The following is a 25,387-nucleotide window of genomic DNA, read 5'->3' on the forward strand; positions in this document are numbered from 1 at the left end:
AATTTAAACCATTAGTATACTCTTGACTTATATAATTTGAACTATAAATTGTATAATTCACACGCAATTTTTTATGTGAATTAAGGTTTTTAGATGTTTGATTTTTAGTTATTTATACTTTACTATTCTTGGTTTCGCTAAATCAAAATCTTGTAAGCTGAAATCAGTTGTTTCAACTGCGTTTGTTTTAAAAATTGAACTCCCATTGCCAGGTATTGTTGGGTAATAGGATAGCGAAATTTGGAAAGAATTAAAAACAAGGTAATCGTTATTGATAATGAATCCAATGCTCAACTTAGAATAGGCTTTGCTTTTTAAAAAACTTTTTGAGCTGTTGCCTAGCCCTGCAATTGAGTAGTTGATAAATGGATTTAAGCGAAATCCCCATAGGTTCCATGGGGAGTATCCTTGAGTTTGTAGTGTTAAAATAGCCTTTTGAGTTCCATAAGTTGCCATTGTAAAACCACTAAGACCATTATTGTCATTTATTGATAATTGATCACCGTAGGCATTAGCTCTTTTAGAACCAATTATTATCTGTGGTTTTACAAATTGTCGAATTTTCCACTTACCAATTGTCATTAAGTTAGTAAAATAGTTGGCTTCAAAAGTAAATGCAGTTTGCATCGTATTTGAGTTTTCTAAAAATGTTCCAAATTCAAAATTGGTACTTAAAAAGCCCCATTTGTAAAAGTTACCAAAAGACGCACGAGAACCTAGATACATACGTCCAGCATTATTTTTATATTGATATCCGCCTGTTAATGCATATATTCTACCAATAGGTATATCCTCAATAATACCATATTGAAATATGTAACGATCACGAACGAAGGTGCGTGACGAAATTCCTATCCCAATTAAGGCAAGTTTTTCACTAGAATAAAAATCTTCGGGATCGTATACCGCTGTAGGACTTTCTAAATATTTTAAATTCATAAATCGGCTCGTTACAACAAGATTTGTAGTTCGGTCACTAACAGAGTTCCCTTTAAATAGTTTGAAAGCACGTCCTACCCATAAGTCATGTGTATTGTATTTAAAATTTTGAAATGCAAAAACATTAGTTAAGTCAGGAAGAGAATCTTTTCTAAACTGTTGATCGATATAAATTCCGCCTGCCCATTTTGTCAAAGGCGAATAAAATGGCCGTTCAATAGTAATACTTTTGCCATAATACCCGTCTAAATCTATTTGGTACCTTACTTTGGTGTTTATGAATGTATTTTTAATGTTAGGGACACTATACGCCACATCATAAGCAGTTTTTGAATCACTAAATTGTTTTTTTATTTTATTTTCAAATTGATGTCCTGACCCTAAAAAATTACGTTCATTAATTTCAATATTCATTTTTGAGCTTGAAAGTGATCCTTTTGGAATAATACTCCAGGAATCTAAAATACGAATAGAAATGTCAACGGAATCAGGGCTATTGGCAATGCTTTGCGGAGCCACATCTACGCGGTTTATGTATCTTTGCGAGCGAATCAATCGTTCAGATTCTCTTACAAGTAAAGAATCAAAAGGTTTGTTTTTTTTAATTAAAAGTAAATTTAAAATAGCTAGCCTATTGGTTTTTACATGGATTTTATTACCGGTACGCTCTGCCCAATTTTTTGGTTTTTTTGAAGTGTCAACATCAGAGTATCCAAAAGGATCTAAGGTTACGATGTTTATTTTTCGAATAATTTTACCTTCGTAATTGGAGTATTGTTTTTGTACTTGTTTAGTGCTTCTGCTTTTTATAACTGAAGATCTAAAGATTAGTTTGTGCATCACCTGTGTAAACTTGGTCTTTTTAGAAAAGTTTTTAATATTGGAATAGATGGCAGTACTATCCTTTGAAGTCGCTTTTTTTTGTGCAAAAGTCAACTGTCCTGCACAAAGAATAAGCAGGGATAATAAAGTTTTTGTTAGGGTACTCATTTTATAAAAATCAAGGGTACAGTTGACAGACTGAAATAACTACCCCTCAATCAATGATGGGGTAGGCATAGGATATAGAAACTAAAACTTATTGATCTATTCTTTAGTTTTTGAGGGGTCAATTTCAGTTGTAGTTTCTGTAAACATTGGAAGTTGAACCTCTGTGATTATAACATTGGGTTTTGACTCTTCCTCTGAATCAAAAAGGGGTAATTTTATGTTACGCCACGTGTATGTTTTGGGTAAATGATCACCCATAAGGTAACCCCAAGGCTCTAGTGTGTCTATTCTGTCGAAAATTACTTTCAAAACAGCCAATATAGGCAGTGCAAGAAACATTCCAGAAACCCCTGCTATGGCACCACCAATAATGATGGCAATAATAGATATAAATGCATTGATTTCAACTTTTGAACTTACAATTAACGGTACCAAAATATTGTTATCAATAAGCTGAACTACTACAGTTACTGCGATAACACCAATAATTATAGATAAATCAGGTGTGCCTGTTAAAGTGGCCACGATACTTAAAACTCCTGCAAAAAGAATTCCTATGTATGGAATTAAGTTTAAAATTCCGGTCATCACTCCTAATAATATGGCATATTTAACACCTATTAACATCAATCCAATTGTTGTCATTGTAGCTACTAATATCATTTCTATAATTAACCCCACGATATAACTGTTTATAGCAATACGAATGTTGGTCAATATATCTTTTAGTTTATGATGGTGTTCTTTATCAACAAGTTTTGATAAAAACATCAAAAAGTGGGTTCGGTATAATAATATTAAAAAAGTGTAAATAGGTATTAGGGTTAAATTTACAAGAGTATCTGTAAATGACATCAATGTTGTGCCCAAAATCTCTTTTCCTTTTTCTAAGGAATCTTCGGCTGCAGTATCAATATATTGTTTTTGTTCTCTGGAACTTACATGAAACGTATCTCTAATGAAACCTTGAATATTGGATAGATGGATGTTTATGTTTTTCTCAATCTTATCAAAATCTTCAGCAAAATCACTAATTTGATAGGATAAAAAAACAAATAGTCCAATGAAGAACAAGATGAATAAAATCACTACAATCATTACTGCTAAGACGTTGGGAAACCTAAGTTTTAATTTTAAAAATTGAGCAATTGGATATAATAAGATTGCAAACAAAAACGACATTATAATGGGAACAATTATATTTTGCCCTATGTAAAATATAAAAATCAAGGCAATTAAACCCAATGTGATAAAAGTAAGCTTAGCGTAAAAAGGAAATTTTAGTTCTTCGTTCATATAGAAATAGTTTGAGTTGTCTTACAAATATATAAGAACAATTTACAGTACAAAAATCAATAAAAAACCTCAACTAGTAATTACATCATTACTTCAAATGATTACAATATTATCACATAATAAATTCTTGTTTCTCTTTACTATAGGAAACTATTAATCTGTAAATTCTTGATCAGCATGTTTATTTTTAATAATCGAAATCCCTTTTTGCAGCAATAAATTGTTTGGAAAAATGATTTTTTCACCTTCATCGGTCAATAAAAAAACATGAAATGCACCTATATCCTCAATCTCTGCTTGAATGGGAAAATCTTTATCATGAATTTTTATTACATCACCAATTTTGAACGGAAATGAAAAAAAAAGAATTATTCCTGATGTAATATTACTTAAAATAGACCATTGCGCAAACATGGCTACACCAACAACGGTGGTAAATGAAGATAAAGCAATAATAATATCTTTGGGTTGTACTCCCCAAACAATAATCAACGCAATTACTACCAATATATTGATGAACAAATGAAGGTATTTGATCACTAAATTAGTTCTGTGCTCAATTGTTAAATTAGACTTTGCATATCTTCTCACAATTTTTGTTGTGATATATCGTAACAAAAAGAGTAATACACCTACAATTCCTGTAGCTATAACCTCTTTAGAATATTCGTTTACCAATTGAATTAACATAGCTTTATAGTTTTGAAAGGTAATCAAACACTTTATCAGTAGGCATTCCCATTACGTTTGCATAAGATCCTTCAATTCTTGAAACTCCTATAAAACCAATCCATTCTTGAATTCCATAAGATCCAGCTTTGTCATAAGGTTTATAATTTTCTAAATAATACGCAATAGCTTCATCACTTAGTGCAGTAAAAGTGACTTTTGTAACTTCATGAATAACCTCTATTTTTTCCGAAGTTTTAAAACAAACCGATGTAATTACTTCATGTGTCGCATTCGATAAGGATTTTAAAATTTCAAAAGCATTTGCTTTATCTTTTGGTTTACCCAAAGCTTTACCTTCATGCCAAACAATGGTATCACTAGTTACTAAAAGTTCATTTTTATCCAGTTCGTTTTCAAAAGCCGATGCTTTTAATACCGCTAAATAATCAGTTATTTCATGTGCTTTTAATTCAGGTGGATAAACTTCTTCTATTTCTTTGAGTCTAATTTCAAAATCGAGGTCTAAATCTTTAAAAAATTGTTGGCGTCTTGGCGAACCCGAAGCTAGAATTATTTTGTAATCTTTCAGTTTGTTTTTAAGCATTGTATTTGATGTTTATTCGGATAATAGCTGATGATAAAATTCCAAAAAAGAGTATCCACTTGAGTACAACGCTCAAATTTTTAAAATCTTTTGTTGCGTTTGCAGTATATATTTTAACAATAAAAAATAATAGCGGGCCTACTACAAATAACAACAAATAAATAGTTACAAAAAACAAGTTTAGTAAGTAACTGTTAATATAGTATAAAATGGTTGCAAGAGGAATAAAGCTTAGGGCAAAAACAGTTTTTGCGGCTCTAGACTTTCCTATTGCAATAGGCAGCGTGTACATACCTTGATTAAAATCACCATCATTATCCTCAATATCTTTGACAATTTCTCTAATAAAATTAATCATAAAAGCAAAGACAGCGTAGTCAAGAAGTATTGAAAATAAGATACCCATTTGCTGTTTATTATCAGGCCCAGTGGCAGGATACAAATCAAAAACACCTATAATTACAACACTAAAAGACAATAAAAGTGCTACAACTACATTGCCTATAAGTAACATTTGCTTCAAACTTGTTGCATAAAGGTAGAGCGTAGCTGCGATCAGTACAAAAATTGAGGCAAAACCAGGTTTAGAAATTACATTTGAAAGATAAAAACCTATTCCTACTCCCAAAATTGTGAGTCCCACATATAAATTGTAAGCTTGAGATTCAGAAATGCTTTTTCCAACGGTCATTCTACTGGGTTTGTTGATGGCATCTGTACCTTGATCAAAAATATCATTTATCACATAGCCACCCGCTGCAATGCATACAGAAGATAAAACAAGCAAAAGGTATTGCCAATCTTGAAGTGCCAATGTTACATTTTCGAATTGAAAATATCCAAATCTAAAAACGAGTTGCATCAAAGCAAGCATTAAGAGATTTTGATATCGAATGAGTTTTAAATAGTGCATAATTTTACGTTTAAAATCATTTTAAAACTAAATTGATTTTATTTAGTATTGGGAGAAAAAATAGTATTAACTAATCATGATTACCTTCAAAATGGGTGTTCCATTTTCCTTGAGTTTTCATAACTTGTTCAATAACATCACGCGCAGCCCCTTTACCGCCATGTTTATGAGATATATAGCCTGAAATGGTTTTTATTTCAGGACTAGCATCTTGCGGGCAGGTAGCCAAACCTACTAATTTCATCACATGATAATCTGGAATATCATCACCCATGTATAATACGTTTTCAGGTTTTATTTGGTACAAACCGGCATATTCATTAAAGGTTTCCACTTTATTAGGTGTGCCCAAATAAATATCGGTTATACCTAGATTTCGTAAGCGTATTCGAACACCTTCGTTACTGCCGCCAGAAATAATACACACTTTATATCCGCTTTCTACAGCTGCTTTCATGGCATATCCATCGCGAATGTTCATTGTTCTTAACATTTCACCTTCATTGGTCACAAAAACAGATCCATCTGTAAGTACACCATCTACATCAAAAATAAATGTAGTGATATCATTCATTATTTCCTTATAACTTTTTGACATTTTCTTGAATAGATTGGGTTAGAATTTTATAAATGTTTAAATATTTTTTGTGTGCCAAAAAAGTTTCATGCGCTTCAATGGTTTTTTGGTCGTTCCTTTTTGCAGGCCCAGTTTGGGCTTCTTGTGGAGTTAAAATTTCAAGTTTTTGAACAGTTTCAAAAATTAACGGCTTCAAAATTTCAAAAGGAATTTGGTTGTCCTGACAAATTTCTTGGCTAATTTGGAACAAATGATTGGTGAAATTATTGGCAAATACGGCAGCAACATGCAATGCTCTTCTTTGTTCTGAATTGATTGCATACACTTTTTTAGAAATTGATTGTGCTATTTTAAGTAGGATATGATAATCTGGTGCGTTTTCACTTTCAAGACAAATAGGTATTTTAGAAAAGTCTACTTTTTTATTTTTTGTAAAAGTTTGTAAAGGATAAAAAACACCTTTTCTATTGTCTTCATGGATTGCGGTAAGTGGAATGCTACCTGATGTATGTACTACTAATCGGTTTTTAAAAGGGAGCTTTGCCGAAACTTCTTCAATAGCATCATCGGCAACACATATAATGTATACATCTGCCTCGGCAAGGGAATTAAAATCATCTGTAATTTGATTCCAAGACAGTAGGTGAGACAGTGTTGATTTTTGCCTTGTGTAGACTTGTATTAATTCAATTTCTTTGTTTTGTTCCTCAATTTGAAAAGCCTCAATTAAATGTTGAGCTACATTTCCAGAACCTATAATTACTACTTTATGCATCATACAAAATTAGAAAAAAAATTAGAAAAAAAAATCAATTGGAGATTACTGTAAAAATGTAACAGTTTGAAACCGAAAATAAATGTTTTTATCTCTTAACACCTCCTTAATTTTGATTTAATTAACAAATGTCAGCTAAAAGTACTCAACATTTTTAAGTACTTTTGTGGCAATTTTACAAAACATAATCTCCTAAAAATGGAAAAAAAAATAGTTTCTTTTTTGTTTTCTACACGTTTGATGGCTTTCTTGTTTATAGCATATGCAGTTGCTATGGGTACCGGAACTTTTATAGAAAGTAAATACAATACAGACACTGCAAAAATCTTGATTTACAATGCTTGGTGGTTTGAGGCCATTCATGTCTTTTTTGTGATTAATTTTATTGGTAACATCAAGCGATATCAATTATTAAAAAAAGAAAAGTGGGCTACCTTGTTGCTCCATTTGTCTTTTATTTTCATCATTATAGGGGCATTTGTAACCCGTTACATCAGTTATGAAGGAGTAATGCCTATACGTGAAGGAGCTGCTGAAAATCAAATTTTTTCAGAGAAAACGTTTCTTACCGTCTTTGTTGATGGCGAATATAAAGGCGAAATGAAGCGTAGGGTTTTTGAAAAACAAGTTTTACTTTCACCTGTTACAAATAATGATTTTAGTATTACTGGAAAATTTGCCGATACCCCATTTGAAGTAGAATATGAAAGCTTTGTGATGGGTGCCAAGGAAATTATAAAACCTGATCCTAAGGGAATTGTATACTTAAAAATTGTTGAAGCCGGTGATGGTGGCAGGCACGAACATTTCCTGAAAGAAGGTGAAGTTCAAAACATTCATAACGTTTTGTTTTCACTTAATAAATTCACTGATGGAGCTATTAATATTACAACAACTGGAAAGCAATACACCATTCAAACTCCATTTGAAGGGAATTTTATGCGTATGGCCGATAAGTTACAAGGTAAAGTGACCAAGGATAATGCACAACCCTTAATGATGCGTTCTTTATACAGCATAGGCGAAATGCGTTTTGTATTTCCAGATCCTGCCGTAAAAGGAGTAATAGACTACGAATCGGATAATGATTTTAAAGCTAAAACGCATGAAGATGCTATTACATTTAAAATAAAAGCAGAAGGTCAGGAAAAAACAGTTACTCTTTTAGGAACCAAAGGTAAAGTAGGGGAGTCTAAAACGGTTAAAATTGGAAAAATAGATTATTCTTTTTTCTATGGAAGCAAAGCCTATGTATTACCTTTTAAAATCAAATTGAATGATTTTATTGCTCAAAAATACCCAGGAACAGAGAAAAGTTATTCCTCTTTTGAAAGTAAAGTAACGGTTCAAGATAAAGAGCCATTTGATGCCCGAATTTATATGAATAATGTTTTAGATTATGAAGGATATCGTTTTTTTCAATCGGGATTTGACCCGGATGAAAAAGGAACTATTTTATCCGTAAACCATGATTTTTGGGGTACTTTGTTAACGTACATCGGTTATTTTATGTTATATTTTGCTATGATGGCCATTATGTTTACTAAATATTCAAGATTTGCTGATCTAAAAAGAAAATTGGATGTAGTAAAATCCAAAAAAGCAAAATTGCTAGGGGTTTGCCTTTTGTTTTTTAGTATGAGCGGTATGGCTCAAGAACACGACCATGCTGAACATGAAGGTCACGCCCATACTGAAGCTCCTGCAAGTAAAGCAACTACTAGTGAAAAACCAGCACAACACAGCAGTCATTCTAAGAAAAAATTAAGCCAAGAGGAATTATTGGCTTTAATAACAAAATATAAGGTTTCTGAGGCTCATGCCGCAAAATTTGGTAGATTAGTGATTCAAGATGGTGGTGGAAGAATGAAACCAATCAACACTTTTTCATCAGAATTATTGCGAAAAGTAAGCCAGAGTGATTCTTATAATGATATGAATTCAGATCAAGTTTTCTTATCTATAACTCAGTATGCTAGTTATTGGATTGAGATTCCTATCATTCATTTAAGAAGTGGAAACGACAGTTTGCGGAAAATAATTGGGGTAGACAAGAAAGCCAAAGTTGCTCCGTTTGTAGCTTTTTTTGACGAAAAAGGGAATTACAAACTTTCTAAATACCTAGACGAGTCCTATAAAGCGGCTAATCCTAATCGATTTGAGAAAGATTTTATAGATACAGACAAAAGGGTAAATCTTATGGAGTCTGCATTGAGTGGGCGTATCCTGAAAATTTTCCCGATTCCAGAGGATAAAAATAATAAGTGGGTTTCCTTTTTAGAATTGAATGAGGCTGGTTTTAAAGGTATGGAAGCCACATATACTAAAAATGTGTTGCCTTTGTATTTTGGTTCATTAGCAACGGCATCTACGTCAGGAGATTTTAAAACTGCTGATGAATTGGTAGAAAGTATTACTGGTTTTCAAAAACGTTTTGGTAGTAAAGTAAGACCAAGTGAGGACAGAATTACATCAGAGGTATTGTATAACAAATACGATATTTTTAGTAAATTAACCACTTGGTATATTTTAGCTGCTATTGCAATGTTGTTTTTCACCATTTTACAAATTTTCAAAGAACGTAAGTGGTTGCAATTTTCAGTAAATGGGATGCATATAATAATAGGTTTACTTTTTGTTTTACATACAGTAGGTTTAATTGCAAGATGGTATATTTCTGGACATGCACCTTGGAGTAATGCTTATGAATCTATCATTTATATTGCATGGGCAACAATGTTTTTTGGATTGGCATTTGACCGTAAATCAAAACTTACTGTGGCTTCCTCAGCATTTGTAACTGCAATGATTTTATTTGCAGCAAACTTGAACTGGATTGATCCCGAAATTGCCAACCTACAACCTGTTTTGAACTCGTATTGGTTAATGATTCACGTTGCGGTGATCGTAGGAAGTTATGGTCCATTAGCTTTAGGTATGATTCTGGGAGCTGTAGCATTATTGCTAATTATGTTTACCAATGAAAAGAATAAAGTAAAAATGGATTTAAACATTAAAGAAATTACTTATATCAATGAAATGGCACTTACAATTGGACTTATCATGCTTACCATTGGTAACTTTTTGGGAGGACAATGGGCAAATGAAAGTTGGGGTAGGTATTGGGGATGGGACCCAAAAGAAACTTGGGCTTTGATTACCATTATGGTTTATGTATTTGTAATTCATGCTCGTTTTGTTCCTTCATTGCGTGGAAAATGGATTTTTAATTTAATGAGTATGTTTGCTTTCATCTCTACATTGTTTACGTATTATGGAGTGAACTTTCACTTAGTAGGATTACACTCGTATGCAAGTGGTGAAGCACATTCACTAAGTTGGATTTGGTATACTAGTGGAGTAATTGCATTATTTGGTGCTTTATCCTATCCAAAATATAGAAAGTATTATAAGAAATAAATAGCATTTCTATCTATTGAAAAGGGTTTAACTGTAGTAGAGTTAAACCCTTTTTTTGTGCCATATATCACCTTGAACTTTTATGTATTGTATTTTTTGGTTATTTCAAAATTGTACGTGTGGTGATAGGCTGCTAATAACCTTTCACTTTGTATCTAAAAAGAAAAGTTTCAATTTTATATTGCATTGTTAATCATGTATTTATAATATGTAATTATACACTTGTTAATAATTATTATTTCCGATTAAATGCAAATTTTATCGTTGAAATACATTTTATTTATGTAATATTGTATAAAATATTATATTTATGAGGTACTTACTTATATTATTTACGGTGACTTTTCAAGGTCAAGTTTTACATCATCAGATGGTTTCTGCACAAGGAGCTTCCAAAAAATTACCAGATGGGATTTCAGTTTCACAAACGATTGGCCAAAACAGTAATGTTGGAACTTCAAGTTTTGATTATGTGATTCAGCAGGGATTTCAACAGAGTTTTTGGGGAAAGTATATTGCCTCAAATCCACCCGAGAAAATAAAATTTAATACATATCCCAATCCATTTATTAGCGCACTAAATTTTGAATTCTCAAAACTTATTTCAGAAGATATTGAAGTAAATGTTTTTGATATCAGTGGTAGGTTGGTTTTTAATCAAAGTAAAAAAGCAGATAATTTCCTCTTGACTGTTTTGCTTCCGTTTTTATCAAGAGGAGAATACCTAGTTCGCTTAAATACTTCAACGTTTTCAGTATATACCAAAATCATAAAACTATGACAAAAAATTACACTTCCTTATGTGAGTATTTAGCAGCATTTTTCCGAATAATGAAAGTAAATTTTTTGTCGAAGCATGCTTTTATTTTTTTTCCGTTTACTGCCGTGCGAAATTTTCCTTTACTCTTCTCCGATTTTCGAAAACAGTTGCTTCTTATTCAACGCAGAATAATTAGAGTATTCGCCAATAAGAATCTTCAGAATAGCAATATGAGTTATTTAATACTTCCCATTGTAGTGGAACTTCCAAAAGTTCTATCGAAAACGTGTAGGCAATTCTAATTTTTTTAGAACAACTTCAATCTTATTTTTTTAAAATTTATCACATTTAATGAATCAAATTATGAAAAAAATTATTTTGCTCTTCATCTTTTTTCTTTGTGTAAAGGGTTTTGCACAAAGCAATGGAATTACGTATCAGGCCGTTATTTTGAAACCCACTAATAAAATTTCTTCAGTAACTAGTGAAAATCTGCCTGTAGCAAACAAAAACGTATGCATGCAATTCCAGTTTGTAGATGAGTTTTCAAAGATCGAATACCAGGAAGTTATTCAAACCACGACAGATCAATACGGGATGGTAAATCTTGTAATAGGTACAGGTACTCGCAATGGTGGTTATGCATCATCTTTTGATAATATAGCATGGGTTGCGGCTCAAAAAAAGTTGGTTGTAAGTATTAACATTTCAGGCGATTGTTCGTCATTTACTGAAATTAGCAATCAACCGTTTACGACCGTTCCGTTTGCTTATGCCGCAATAAATAGTACGAATGTAACAGGTGTTGTAGCTGTTGAAAATGGAGGTACGAATGCTACCACGATTTTAGGAGCCAAAACGACATTGGAACTGGATCAAGTTGATAACACATCGGATGTTGCAAAGCCAATTAGTGATGCTACGAAATCAGCACTCCAATTGAAAGAAGATATAGCCAACAAAAGCACTAATTTTACACAAGATGGAAGTTCGGACGTTAAGTTTCCAACTGTGAAAGCAACTAAAACGTATGTAGATACAGGAATAAATACACTATTTGCAACAACGCAAACCGCTTTAGATTTAAAAGCAAATTTGGCTTCGCCAACATTTACAGGAACCGTTTCGGGAATCGATAAAACGATGGTAGGATTGTCGAATGTGGATAACACCAGCGATGCCAACAAACCTATTTCTACGGCTGCTCAATCAGCGTTAAATTTAAAAGCAAATTTAGCTTCACCAACTTTTACAGGATCGGTTTCGGGAATTGATAAAACAATGGTTGGCTTAGCAAACGTTGATAACACTAGCGATGCCAATAAACCCGTTTCAGCTGCTGCTCAAACTGCTTTAGATTTAAAAGCCAATTTAGTTTCGCCAACTTTTACAGGAACGGTTTCAGGAATTGATAAAACAATGGTTGGATTGTCGAATGTGGACAACACTAGCGATGCGAATAAACCTGTTTCTGCAGCAACACAATCAGGTTTAGATTTAAAAGCAAATTTAGCTTCGCCAACTTTCACAGGAACCGTTTCAGGAATTGATAAAACGATGGTTGGCTTAGGCAATGTCGATAACACTAGCGATGCGAACAAACCAGTTTCTACGGCAGCGCAAACCGCTTTAGATTTAAAAGCGAATTTAGCTTCGCCAACTTTTACAGGAACGGTTTCAGGAATTGATAAAACAATGGTTGGATTGTCGAATGTGGATAACACTAGCGATGCCAATAAACCAACTTCAGTAGCAACACAATCAGCTTTAGATTTAAAAGCGAATTTGGCTTCACCAACATTCACAGGAACGGTTTCAGGAATTGATAAAACGATGGTGGGATTGTCGAATGTGGACAATACCAGCGATGCGAATAAACCTGTTTCTGCAGCAACACAATCAGCTTTAGATTTAAAAGCAAATTTAGCTTCGCCAACTTTCACAGGAACCGTTTCAGGAATTGATAAAACGATGGTTGGCTTAGGCAATGTCGATAACACTAGCGATGCGAACAAACCAGTTTCTACGGCAGCGCAAACCGCTTTAGATTTAAAAGCGAATTTGGCTTCACCAACATTCACAGGAACGGTTTCAGGAATTGATAAAACAATGGTTGGCTTAGGCAATGTCGATAACACTAGTGATGCGAACAAACCTATTTCAGCTGCTGCTCAAAACGCTTTAGATTTAAAAGCACCTTTGAATTCGCCAACTTTTACAGGAACGGTTTCAGGAATTGATAAAACAATGGTTGGCTTAGGCAATGTCGACAACACTAGTGATGCGAACAAACCAGTTTCAGCTGCTGCTCAAAACGCTTTAGATTTAAAAGCAAATTTGGCTTCTCCAACTTTCACAGGAACGGTTTCAGGAATCGATAAAACGATGGTTGGATTGTCGAATGTGGACAACACTAGCGATGCGAATAAACCTGTTTCTGCAGCAACACAATCAGGTTTAGATTTAAAAGCAAATTTAGCTTCGCCAACTTTCACAGGAACCGTTTCAGGAATTGATAAAACGATGGTTGGCTTAGGCAATGTCGATAACACTAGCGATGCGAACAAACCAGTTTCTACGGCAGCGCAAACCGCTTTAGATTTAAAAGCGAATTTAGCTTCGCCAACTTTTACAGGAACGGTTTCAGGAATTGATAAAACAATGGTTGGATTGTCGAATGTGGACAACACTAGCGATGCGAATAAACCTGTTTCTGCAGCAACACAATCAGGTTTAGATTTAAAAGCAAATTTAGCTTCGCCAACTTTCACAGGAACCGTTTCAGGAATTGATAAAACGATGGTTGGCTTAGGCAATGTCGATAACACTAGCGATGCGAACAAACCAGTTTCTACGGCAGCGCAAACCGCTTTAGATTTAAAAGCGAATTTAGCTTCGCCAACTTTTACAGGAACGGTTTCAGGAATTGATAAAACAATGGTTGGATTGTCGAATGTGGATAACACTAGCGATGCCAATAAACCAACTTCAGTAGCAACACAATCAGCTTTAGATTTAAAAGCGAATTTGGCTTCACCAACATTCACAGGAACGGTTTCAGGAATTGATAAAACGATGGTGGGATTGTCGAATGTGGACAATACCAGCGATGCGAATAAACCTGTTTCTGCAGCAACACAATCAGCTTTAGATTTAAAAGCAAATTTAGCTTCGCCAACTTTCACAGGAACCGTTTCAGGAATTGATAAAACGATGGTTGGCTTAGGCAATGTCGATAACACTAGCGATGCGAACAAACCAGTTTCTACGGCAGCGCAAACCGCTTTAGATTTAAAAGCGAATTTGGCTTCACCAACATTCACAGGAACGGTTTCAGGAATTGATAAAACAATGGTTGGCTTAGGCAATGTCGATAACACTAGTGATGCGAACAAACCTATTTCAGCTGCTGCTCAAAACGCTTTAGATTTAAAAGCACCTTTGAATTCGCCAACTTTTACAGGAACGGTTTCAGGAATTGATAAAACAATGGTTGGCTTAGGCAATGTCGACAACACTAGTGATGCGAACAAACCAGTTTCAGCTGCTGCTCAAAACGCTTTAGATTTAAAAGCAAATTTGGCTTCTCCAACTTTCACAGGAACGGTTTCAGGAATCGATAAAACGATGGTTGGATTGTCGAATGTAGATAACACCAGCGATGCGAACAAACCTGTTTCTGCAGCAACACAATCAGCTTTAGATTTAAAAGCAAATTTAGCTTCGCCAACTTTCACAGGAACCGTTTCAGGAATTGATAAAACGATGGTTGGCTTAGGCAATGTCGATAACACTAGCGATGCGAACAAACCAGTTTCTACGGCAGCGCAAACCGCTTTAGATTTAAAAGCAAATTTAGCTTCGCCAACATTCACAGGAACCGTTTCAGGAATTGATAAAACGATGGTTGGATTGTCCAATGTCGATAACACCAGCGATGCGAACAAACCAACTTCAGCAGCAACACAATCAGCTTTAGATTTAAAAGCGAATTTGAATTCGCCAATATTTACCGGAACCGTTTCGGGAATTGATAAAACGATGGTTGGATTGTCCAATGTCGATAACACCAGCGATGCGAACAAGCCAGTTTCTTCTGCTGCGCAAACCGCTTTAGATTTAAAAGCAAATTTAGCTTCGCCAACTTTCACAGGAACCGTTTCAGGAATTGATAAAACAATGGTTGGCTTAGCGAACGTTGATAATACTTCGGATGCCAACAAACCAGTTTCAGCTGCTGCGCAATCATCCTTGGATTTAAAAGCAAATTTGGCTTCTCCAACTTTCACAGGAACCGTTTCAGGAATTGATAAAACAATGGTTGGCTTAGCGAACGTTGATAATACTTCGGATGCCAACAAACCAGTTTCAGCTGCTGCGCAATCATCCTTGGATTTAAAAGCAAATTTGGCTTCTCCAACTTTCACAGGAACCGTTTCTGGAATTGATAAAACGATGGTGGGATTATCCAATGTGGACAATACCAGCGATGCGAACAAACCTATTTCAACTGCTGCGCAATCTGCCTTGGACTTAAAAGCGAACTTAGCTTCGCCAACTTTTACAGGAACGGTTTCAGGAATTGATAAAACGATGGTTGGATTGTCCAATGTGGACAATACCAGCGATGCGAACAAACCAACTTCAGCAGCAACACAATCAGCTTTAGATTTAAAAGCGAATTTGAATTCGCCAATATTTACCGGAACCGTTTCGGGAATTGATAAAACGATGGTGGGCTTGGCAAACGTTGATAACACCAGCGATGTAAACAAACCAACTTCAGCAGCAACACAATCAGCATTAGATTTAAAAGCGAACTTAGCTTCGCCAACTTTTACAGGAACGGTTTCAGGAATTGATAAAACAATGGTGGGATTGTCGAATGTGGATAACACTAGCGATGCGAACAAGCCAGTTTCTTCTGCTGCGCAAACCGCTTTAGATTTAAAAGCAAATTTAGCTTCGCCAACTTTCACAGGAACCGTTTCAGGAATTGATAAAACAATGGTTGGCTTAGCGAATGTGGACAATACCAGCGATGCGAACAAACCAGTTTCAGCTGCTGCTCAAAATGCTTTAGATTTAAAAGCAAATTTGGCTTCTCCAACTTTCACAGGAACCGTTTCTGGAATTGATAAAACGATGGTGGGATTATCCAATGTGGACAATACCAGCGATGCGAACAAACCTATTTCAACTGCTGCGCAATCTGCCTTGGACTTAAAAGCGAACTTAGCTTCTCCAACTTTCACAGGAACCGTTTCTGGAATTGATAAAACGATGGTGGGATTATCCAATGTGGACAATACCAGCGATGCGAACAAACCTATTTCAACTGCTGCGCAATCTGCCTTGGACTTAAAAGCGAACTTAGCTTCGCCAACTTTTACAGGAACGGTTTCAGGAATTGATAAAACGATGGTTGGATTGTCCAATGTGGACAATACCAGCGATGCGAACAAACCAACTTCAGCAGCAACACAATCAGCTTTAGATTTAAAAGCGAATTTGAATTCGCCAATATTTACCGGAACCGTTTCGGGAATTGATAAAACGATGGTGGGCTTGGCAAACGTTGATAACACCAGCGATGTAAACAAACCAACTTCAGCAGCAACACAATCAGCATTAGATTTAAAAGCGAACTTAGCTTCGCCAACTTTTACAGGAACGGTTTCAGGAATTGATAAAACAATGGTGGGATTGTCGAATGTGGATAACACTAGCGATGCGAACAAGCCAGTTTCTTCTGCTGCGCAAACCGCTTTAGATTTAAAAGCAAATTTGGCTTCTCCAACTTTCACAGGAACCGTTTCAGGAATTGATAAAACAATGGTTGGCTTATCGAACGTTGATAATACTTCGGATGCCAACAAACCAGTTTCAGCTGCTGCGCAATCATCCTTGGATTTAAAAGCAAATTTGGCTTCTCCAACTTTCACAGGAACCGTTTCTGGAATTGATAAAACGATGGTGGGATTATCCAATGTGGACAATACCAGCGATGCGAACAAACCTATTTCAACTGCTGCGCAATCTGCCTTGGACTTAAAAGCGAACTTAGCTTCGCCAACTTTTACAGGAACGGTTTCAGGAATTGATAAAACAATGGTGGGATTGTCGAATGTGGATAACACCAGCGATGCGAACAAACCAGTTTCTACGGCAGCGCAAACCGCTTTAGATTTAAAAGCGAATTTGGCTTCACCAACATTCACAGGAACGGTTTCAGGAATTGATAAAACGATGGTTGGATTGTCAAATGTCGATAACACTAGCGATGCGAACAAACCAGTTTCTACGGCAGCGCAAACCGCTTTAGATTTAAAAGCGAATTTGGCTTCACCAACTTTTACAGGATCACCTCTAGCACCAACTCCAACCGCAGGAGTTTCTAATGGCTTAATAGCAACAACAGAATTTGTAACAGATGCTGTTGCAACTGCTACAGCAAATACGAATACTAATTTCGTTAATTTAACATCTGCTCAAACAATTTCAGGGGTAAAAAGTTTTAGCGTTGATGCAGTGATTAATGGAATTACAGTAGGTAGAGGGAATTTTAATGAAAATTCAAATACAGCTGTGGGACTAGGAACTTTAGCAAATAATGCTGGGTATGCTAATACTGGAGTAGGTAGAGGGGCATTAGCCTCAAATGGGGCGGCAGGAGGAAATACGGCATTGGGTTATATTGCATTATCAAACAATGTTTCAGGAACAGACAATGTTGCCATAGGTACGCAAACATTGCAGACAAATGTATCAGGGTCACAAAATACTGCTATTGGAAAAAATGCAAATGTTGCAACAGATGGTATTTCTAATTCGGTAGCAATTGGCGCAAATGCAATAGTTACCTCTTCAAATACTATTCAATTAGGATCAGATGGTAGTGGTTCACATGCACCTATAACAGATGTAAAAACTAGTGGTGCTATCACTGCAGCTTCGTTCAAAGTAGCTGGAGGAACAGCCGCACAATTTTTAAAAGCAGATGGTTCAGTTTCAACTGAAGCTATTTTGGAAGTTGCAGACGAATTTAGTGCAACTACGGCTCAAACTTCATTTACTTTAACGCAAACTAAATCACCCAACAGCAAGGTTAAAATGTATATCAATGGAATACGAATTAGTAATACTGCATATTCCGTATCAGGAAATACATTAACTTATATTCCATCTAATAACGGATCTTACTCGTTGTCAGTAAATGACCGAATTCAATTTGATTATTTTTATTAATAGTAGCTTCTAAAACCAAAACAATATGAAGTTTTTTATAAAAATTGTTTTTATTCTTTCACTGTTTTTTACATTTCAAGGAAATGCTCAAAATAGTTTGGATATTTTAGGACTGAGCATTACTGATCCAGCAGCCGTTGCTTTCAGCTTAAGAAAATTAAGTAGTTCGTATACTGGAAGTGCCATTCAAGTTCGTCGTAGTTTAGACAACGCTACCCAAGATATTGGATTTGATAGTAATGGATCGTTAGATTCTGCAGCATTATTAGCATTTGTGGGCGTACAAGATGGTTATGTTAGTATCTGGTACGATCAAAGTGGAAATAATAGACACCTTATAAAACCAGATTTAAGTCAACAACCTAGAATTGTATCAAACGGAATCTTTAAATATATAGGGACTAAGATTGCAATTGATTTTTCGGGGAATAAAGGCTTGGTTTATTCTGGATCTTTAAATTTAGCAAGTGTTACAGCAGTGATACGATCAGAATCTACTAACTGGCCAGGTTATCACTGTATTCTAGATGGGACTCCTAGAATTGGGGGAATATTAGAAAACGGAGGAACTAATTTTCATTCTAATGTGTCTCCTGTAGCTATTTGGAGAAACGGAATTTCAAAATTGATTTCGAGTTCATTAGGGCCTACAAATGAAAGCATGGTATTGTCAATTACTACCAGTACGGATAATTTGAGCCAAATTTTCATTGGTAATTATGATGGTGGATCTAATGGAGGCTCTATTTTACAAAACGAAGCAATTGGTTTTTCTACGTTAAATACAGTAGGAGTTAGACAATTATTAGAATGTAATCAAGGAAGTTATTACGGAATTCCATTAACGTTATGCACAACAGCAATCCTAACCGGTCCTTCACCACTAAATAGGTTTGAATGTAAAGGAACCGTTGCAACTCCATTAAGCGTAGAAGCTACAGGTCAAAACCTAACTTTTCAATGGTATAGCAACACCATTCCAAGCACTGTGGGTGGTACATTAATTGCTGATGCTACTTCAGCTACTTTTATTCCTCCAACCGTAAATAACGGCACTACATATTACTACGTAGTTGTTTCTGGAAGTTTGGGTTTACCAGCGGTAAGTCTCATTTCAGGGCCTGTAACCGTCGAGGAACTAGGGCCTGTTACCATAAATCCTACTTCAGTTACCATTAATGCGGGAGACACGGCTACCCTTACAGCATCCGGTGCAATTACTTATTCATGGAGTAGCGTTTTATATACCCCTTTGGATCAAGTAACAACTGCTAAGTTGGCTGTTGGATTGAGATTGCTAAAATCTAATTATACGGGATTTGCGGTTCGCTTAAGACGTGCAAGTGATAATGTTGAAGCTGATTTTGGCTTTTCAGGTAAAAATCTAGATACAGCAGCAATTGATTCATGGCTCGGAGTTTCATCTGGATATTGTGTAAAACTGTATGACCAGTCAGGAAATGGAAATGACATGGTTGCACCTTCAACTAGTGCACAACCACTTTACGTTGCATCTGGATTAAATTCAAAACCTATTTTAAGGTTCAATACGTCACAAAGTATTAAAAATAATTTTAATTTTTCTACTCCTTACTCGATTGTGTATACGGCAAAACAAACAGGTCCTAGTAGAGGTAGAGTTTTAAATGGTTCTAATAACAATTGGCTTTTAGGATGGTGGGGAGGAAGTAAAAGTCAGGCCTATTTTGAGGGTTGGGTTTCACAAGAAAACGGAATTCCTGCAGACAATAACGCTTATGTATACTCAGGAACAGGAAACGGGTCAACGTCATTTGTTTTTGAAAATAGTATTGCAAAAACGATTTCTCAAAATGGAGGTAATGGCAGTCCAAATGGCTTACGAATTAATGAAAGTGAACCGTCTGATGCGGATGTTGCAGATATTTTTGCCTTTGACACCGTACTTTCAGAAGTAGACAGAATAAAGGTAGAGCTAAGCACAGGAAACTATTATGGAATTTTTCCAAATATTCCCTTGGGACTTACAGCATCTATAGATGTATCTCCAACTGAAACAGCAACATACTATGTATCTGGTTTTTCTTTAAATGGTTCTTGTGTTGTAAACAATTCAGTAACAGTAACTGTTTTAAAAGATCCAAATCTTAGTAGTTTTGGAAACGTAACCAAGACTTTTTTTGACGGATCTTATACTATTACGCCACCAACAAGTCAAAGTAATGGAAGCATTTCATACGCCAGTAGTAATCCTAGCGTTGCCACCATAAGCGGATCTAATGTGACAATAACAGGTCCAGGAACTACTACAATTACTGCTACGCAAGATCTTACAGGGACTCATTTTGCCGGAACTATAACTGCATCATTAACGGTAAATAGCGTTACTGTACTAACAAGAAATGGAAAAATTTCGACCACAGATTCTAATTATATCAATAAAAACGGTGCATTGCAAACCAGTAATTCGCTAACACCGTTTGGAGGTAAAACCAATACAAGATCAAATGACGGACTTTCGGCAGCTACAGCAGGAAGTAGTGCACTTCAAATAAAAACAGATTATCCATCTGCAACGGATGGATTGTATTGGATTGTAAATCCTAATATTAATGGTGGTACGCCGTTTCAAATTTATGCAGATATGACTACTGATGGCGGAGGTTGGACATTGATATTATGTAATAACAATAATTCCGGATGGAATGGAACTAATGCTATTTTAAGACATGAAACAGTTCCAACGATTAATGGTCAATATTCTATTATAGTCTATGCAGATTATCTAAAAAAGAGTGCTAGTGGTTTTCAATATATGATCGAAGCTTCAGCAAGAGGTCGTTGGGGTGGTATTTGGACTGCTAACCAAGCGTATAGTTTTGTAAACACTAATAATACTCAAACGGATATTACTTTAAATACAAAATTTGATTCTTGGAATTACAATAATGACGGAATTGAACAAATTATGCCTTGGTATGCAAATGGTTCACAAGGAGCTATAACAACAAGTAGCGACCCCAATGGAGCATGGTGGGGTACTTTAGTTTCCACAAACGGATTTTCTCCAGCGCCATGGATGGGTTGTTGTGGTAATGATAATCCAGGAATTATTTGGTATTGGGTACGTTAAAAGTAGAATGTTATAAATTGAATAAAAAAAGGTTCAACGAAAGTTGAACCTTTAAAATTATAGTATTTCGTATTATACTTTTCCAAGAGTATAAAGCTGTTCCATAGTAGGAGTAGGGCTTCCGCCAGCAGGTTCAAGTGTTATCCCAAAAGCTTGTGCTTCATTCGCGTTATTTACAGCAAATAATTTTTGATCATTTTTATCAAAATTTTCTAATAAACCAATACTTGTAGGGGTTAACGGATCTAGTTTTAAAGCCCATACTTGATAAACCATTCCTTTTGGTGGTTCAGGTAATCCCGATGCATCAACATAAACTACCTTTGTGTCTTGGTTCCAATATACTTTGGCAAAAGACTCTGGGGCAACTGCTTGACCGCCCAAACCTACAACCGTATTTTTAGTATCTCTTACTACGGCTAAACTGGTTTCAACTGCTGTATTTTTAATTTTTAAACTTTTAAATTCTTTCTCTAAAGTTGCTTTTTCAAGTTTTGTAGCAGCTACTTGACTTGAAGAAACATTGAGTTCATTGTATTGATATCCTACGCCTAAAAGTAAAAGTAAAGCTGCAGCCCAACCCAAATATTGCATTTTATTACTGCTACTTTCAAGTGTTATCACAGGAGCGTGTTTCAATTCTAGTTTTTCTTTAATTTTCTCAAAGTTGGCTACTGAGTGAAAAGGGGAAAAACTTGATGATAAAGCAACGATTGCTTTTTCTATAGCAATAATTTCTGAGTTTATTTCAGCAGAATTTTTTGCTTTGCTGGCCACTTCTTCGCTTTCAGACTCACTAAGTAAGCCGTAAACATAAAGTTCCAGAATTCCTGATTCTATATATTCTTTTGTTTCCATTAGATTTTCAAATAATTTCTTAGATCGTTAATACAATTTCTATTTTGCGTTTTTACGGTTCCTAAAGGAATTGCCAACTCGTCACTAGCCTCTTGTTGGGTATAACCTTTAAAAAATAGTAAATCTATAATTTGAATACACTTTGGTTTAAGCTTCTTTACAAAGTCCTGTAATCCAATAGTATCCATCTTATCTGCCAGTTTCGAACTGTCTTCAAAATGATTTACGAAATTATCTGTAGATAGGTTTTTTTGGCTATTATTAAAGTTCTTAGATCTAAGTTTATCTATTGAAGTGTTTCTAGCAATATTTAAAATCCAAGTATAAAAACGTCCTTTACTTTCATTATAAGAATCGATGTTTTTCCATATTTTAACAAATACTTCTTGAAGCACATCTTCTGCTTCTTCTCTGTTTTTTACCAAAACATTAATGACAGAGAACAAACTCTTAGAATACATATCATATAGATGTGTAAAAGCTCTCTCGTCTTTTTTATAGATTAATACCAATAGTTCTTCTTGACTCATATATTTCTTTATTTTTAGTACTACAAACTTAAACTTTACTATGCATAAAAATAGTAAAATTATCTTTAATGAATTTATTCTAGATGTAAATTTATAGGATACAATTAGATATGAGATTAAAAACAGCTTTTTATAAAACTATTTTTGAATTCTTTACGTAAATGAATTAAAAGCTTTTACAGATAGTTGAATAAAATAAAGCAAAACGGAAGCTTATAAATTAATGTCCATAAACAAGTTAAACCTGAGGTTTAGCAATAGAAATTTAAATACCACATTAGTTTCGTTGTTTTATTTGTTTGGAAGCTTGGTTCATCATACAGCCAAGCTTCTTTTTTAACTACTGTTTAACAAATTTAATTATCAGTAGAACAAATATTTGATTAATTTTACCAAAAAAATACTATGAAAAAATTATTATTCTTTACAACTGTTATTTTTTCTCTTTACAGCTGTCAAAACCAAGCACAACCAAAAAAATCAGATAAAATTATGAGTACAGCAGTTACAGCTAAAGAAAACATTTATCAGTTTAAAGTAGAAGATTTATCAGGCAAAACATTTGATTTTAGTACGCTAAAAGGAAAAAAAGTAATCATTGTAAATACAGCATCTAAGTGCGGATTAACTCCTCAGTACAAAGATTTAGAAGCGGTATATAAAGAATACAAAGATAAAGGGTTGGTAATTGTTGGTTTTCCAGCAAATAATTTTGCGTCACAAGAGCCAGGAACAAACGAGGAAATTGCAACATTTTGTCAAATGAATTACGGTGTTACTTTCCCGATGATGGATAAAGTTTCTGTAAAAGGTGATGATATGGCTGCTATTTATCAGTTTTTAACTCAAAAATCTAAAAATGGTTTGCAAGATTCAAGTGTTGAATGGAATTTTCAAAAATATTTAATTAATGAAAATGGAGAACTAGAAAAAGTAATTTCACCTAGAGTGCTTGTAACTGATCCTGAAGTTATTAATTGGATTAAAGCATAGGCAGTTAGCTAACTTTATAAAGTTAAATATTTTAAAAGAGATTTTCAGTCAAATGAAAATCTCTTTTTTTGTGGTTTAATTCAGTGTTGAATATTTTCTAAACTTTGAACTATTAAGAAATTAAGTTACATTAAGAATCAGCACTTAATTTTTCTTAATTTATTAATGGTTTATTTTTCTCTCTAGAATTTTTCGTTTTTGAAAATTTCAGCTACAGCAGCTTCGTAATTACGAATGCTTTGTGCTTTTTTAATTTTTTTCAATACTTTGTGCGGATTGGCAAAAGTATCTGAAAAATATTCCCATAAGTGATACATTTTCAATAAGATATGAGCCTGTCCAGAAAGTGACTCACTATAAATAGCATACAAAGTATCGTGAAAAGCGTTCAATACTTCCATTTTATTAGTAGGATACTCATGCGTATTATTCTTAATCATGCTTGGCAAAAAGGGATCCGAAATTAATCCTCTCCCAATCATCCAGTGATCAATACTTGGATAACGTTCTTGCATTTCATGAAACTTCGCTACTGAGGTTATGTCTCCGTTGTAATACAATTTATGTTTGGTAGTATCAATACATTTTTGAAATCCATCAAGATCTACACCGCCTTTGTACAATTGTTTTCCTAAACGGGCGTGGATTGCTATATTTTTTAAGGGATATTTATCAAGAATAGGGAGGACATCAATAATTTCTTGAGGAGATTCATATCCCAATCGCATTTTCATAGATACTAGGATATCTGTTTCATTGTGCGCTCTTTCTAGTATGTGATTGATTTTTTCAGTGTTGCTAATCAACCCAGATCCCATACCAGATTTAGTTACCATCGGGTAAGGACAGCCTAAGTTCCAGTTTAGTTCTTTGTAACCAAGTTCTCGTACATACTTAGCAACAAACAAAAATTCCTCAGCATCGTTTGTAATTACTTGCGGAATTACTTCTAATTCAAGATTGTTTTCTAAAAGTAAATCGCGCTCGTAAGAAGGCTTGATCACTAATTTCCCATTTAGGCGAATGTATGGCGAATAAAAAGTATCAATACCTCCAAAAAGTTTGTTTTGGGCATTTCTAAATCTAAAGTCGGTAAAACCCTGCAAAGGGGAGGAAAGCAATGTAAAACTCATAAGTACTATAAAAATGCAAAGGTACCTTTTTCAAGCCAGTAACGCTAATTAAGGAGTCTTATTCTAAAATCAACTGCATAAATACAGAGTGCAACCAACGGTCAAATTTAAATCCGGATTCTTTGATTATGCCTACCGTTTTAAAACCAAATTTTTCATGAAATTCAACGCTACTTTGATTTTCAGAATCAATAACAGCAATCATTGTGTGTAAATTTTGTTTTTTTGCAAGAACTATTAATTCTTCAAGAAGTAATTTACCTATTCCTTTTCCATGATGATCTTGGCTTACATATACAGAATGCTCAACCGTAAATTTATAAGCTTCTCGAAAACGGAATTCGCTATACATACCAAAACCTACAACAACTCCGTCAATTTCTGCAACAATCACAGGGAAATTTTTACTCTGTTTATCAGCTATAATACTCATTTGTTGCTCTAGTGTTCTTGTATTATAATCATACAATGCTGTAGAATGTAAAATATTGTAATTTATAATCTCTAAAATAGCTTGAGCATCTTCGGTTTTATAGGTACGTATCGTAGTTTTCATGGGGTATTTAT

Annotated in this window: 16 protein-coding genes; 5 read left to right on the forward strand and 11 right to left on the reverse strand. The window is 34.6% G+C overall.

Translation table 11 applies throughout. The annotated features are described in order from the left end of the window. Positions 1-108: 108 nt before the first annotated feature. From LQ189_RS06405 to LQ189_RS06435, 7 genes are all read right to left on the reverse strand, one after another. Complete coding sequence (locus tag LQ189_RS06405; RefSeq protein WP_230155146.1) at positions 109-1,929, reverse strand: hypothetical protein; 1,821 nt, start codon at positions 1,927-1,929, stop codon at positions 109-111. A gap of 96 nt (positions 1,930-2,025) precedes the next feature. Next, positions 2,026-3,225: an AI-2E family transporter gene (locus LQ189_RS06410; RefSeq protein WP_230155147.1), complete on the reverse strand. Its 1,200-nt coding sequence runs from the start codon at positions 3,223-3,225 to the stop codon at positions 2,026-2,028. Between the two features lie 153 nt (positions 3,226-3,378). After that, positions 3,379-3,915, reverse strand: a complete 537-nt coding sequence (locus LQ189_RS06415) for a mechanosensitive ion channel domain-containing protein (RefSeq protein ID WP_370634833.1) — start codon at positions 3,913-3,915, stop codon at positions 3,379-3,381. Between the two features lie 4 nt (positions 3,916-3,919). Further along, on the reverse strand, positions 3,920-4,501 hold the full coding sequence (locus LQ189_RS06420) for a Maf-like protein (RefSeq protein ID WP_230155152.1): 582 nt from the start codon (positions 4,499-4,501) through the stop codon (positions 3,920-3,922). Then, complete coding sequence (locus LQ189_RS06425; protein ID WP_230155153.1) at positions 4,494-5,414, reverse strand: geranylgeranylglycerol-phosphate geranylgeranyltransferase; 921 nt, start codon at positions 5,412-5,414, stop codon at positions 4,494-4,496. The genes LQ189_RS06420 and LQ189_RS06425 overlap by 8 nt, the downstream gene beginning before the upstream one ends. Positions 5,415-5,484: 70 nt before the next feature. Beyond that, positions 5,485-6,012 (reverse strand): HAD family hydrolase, encoded by a 528-nt coding sequence (locus tag LQ189_RS06430; protein ID WP_230155154.1) that lies wholly within the window; start codon positions 6,010-6,012, stop codon positions 5,485-5,487. Next, positions 5,996-6,769, reverse strand: a complete 774-nt coding sequence (locus LQ189_RS06435; RefSeq protein WP_370634834.1) for a Rossmann-like and DUF2520 domain-containing protein — start codon at positions 6,767-6,769, stop codon at positions 5,996-5,998. The genes LQ189_RS06430 and LQ189_RS06435 overlap by 17 nt, the downstream gene beginning before the upstream one ends. 195 nt (positions 6,770-6,964) lie before the next feature. Between LQ189_RS06435 and ccsA the strand changes: the two genes are divergently transcribed. The 4 genes from ccsA (at position 6,965) to LQ189_RS06455 (ending at position 21,306) form a co-directional block, all read left to right on the forward strand. Beyond that, complete coding sequence (gene ccsA / locus LQ189_RS06440) at positions 6,965-10,186, forward strand: cytochrome c biogenesis protein CcsA (RefSeq protein WP_230155159.1); 3,222 nt, start codon at positions 6,965-6,967, stop codon at positions 10,184-10,186. 310 nt (positions 10,187-10,496) lie between these two features. Beyond that, complete coding sequence (locus LQ189_RS06445; RefSeq protein ID WP_230155161.1) at positions 10,497-10,967, forward strand: T9SS type A sorting domain-containing protein; 471 nt, start codon at positions 10,497-10,499, stop codon at positions 10,965-10,967. Positions 10,968-11,309: 342 nt separating this feature from the next. Beyond that, positions 11,310-18,194 carry a hypothetical protein gene (locus LQ189_RS06450; protein WP_230155162.1) on the forward strand — a complete coding sequence of 2,295 codons (6,885 nt, stop codon included), beginning with the start codon at positions 11,310-11,312 and terminating at the stop codon, positions 18,192-18,194. A 25-nt stretch (positions 18,195-18,219) separates the two neighbouring features. After that, the gene (locus LQ189_RS06455; RefSeq protein WP_230155164.1) at positions 18,220-21,306 is read left to right on the forward strand and encodes a fibrinogen-like YCDxxxxGGGW domain-containing protein; all 3,087 of its coding nucleotides are present in this window, start codon (positions 18,220-18,222) and stop codon (positions 21,304-21,306) included. Between the two features lie 72 nt (positions 21,307-21,378). Here LQ189_RS06455 and LQ189_RS06460 read toward each other — a convergent pair whose 3' ends face one another. Together LQ189_RS06460 and LQ189_RS06465 are read right to left on the reverse strand one after the other, a co-directional pair. Next, complete coding sequence (locus LQ189_RS06460; RefSeq protein ID WP_230155166.1) at positions 21,379-22,164, reverse strand: anti-sigma factor domain-containing protein; 786 nt, start codon at positions 22,162-22,164, stop codon at positions 21,379-21,381. Continuing rightward, positions 22,164-22,694 (reverse strand): RNA polymerase sigma factor, encoded by a 531-nt coding sequence (locus LQ189_RS06465; RefSeq protein ID WP_230155168.1) that lies wholly within the window; start codon positions 22,692-22,694, stop codon positions 22,164-22,166. The genes LQ189_RS06460 and LQ189_RS06465 overlap by 1 nt, the downstream gene beginning before the upstream one ends. A 405-nt stretch (positions 22,695-23,099) precedes the next feature. Here LQ189_RS06465 and LQ189_RS06470 point away from each other — a divergent pair, with 405 nt between their 5' ends. After that, positions 23,100-23,687, forward strand: a complete 588-nt coding sequence (locus tag LQ189_RS06470; protein WP_230155170.1) for a glutathione peroxidase — start codon at positions 23,100-23,102, stop codon at positions 23,685-23,687. Between the two features lie 182 nt (positions 23,688-23,869). On the opposite strand, the gene LQ189_RS06475 is transcribed toward LQ189_RS06470, so the two are convergent. Together LQ189_RS06475 and LQ189_RS06480 are read right to left on the reverse strand one after the other, a co-directional pair. Next, complete coding sequence (locus LQ189_RS06475; RefSeq protein WP_230155172.1) at positions 23,870-24,820, reverse strand: tRNA-dihydrouridine synthase; 951 nt, start codon at positions 24,818-24,820, stop codon at positions 23,870-23,872. Positions 24,821-24,878: 58 nt separating this feature from the next. After that, positions 24,879-25,376 carry a GNAT family N-acetyltransferase gene (locus tag LQ189_RS06480; RefSeq protein ID WP_230155174.1) on the reverse strand — a complete coding sequence of 166 codons (498 nt, stop codon included), beginning with the start codon at positions 25,374-25,376 and terminating at the stop codon, positions 24,879-24,881. Positions 25,377-25,387: the final 11 nt, after the last annotated feature.

This window comes from Flavobacterium sp. CECT 9288 (assembly GCF_918731615.1).
GTDB lineage: Bacteria > Bacteroidota > Bacteroidia > Flavobacteriales > Flavobacteriaceae > Flavobacterium.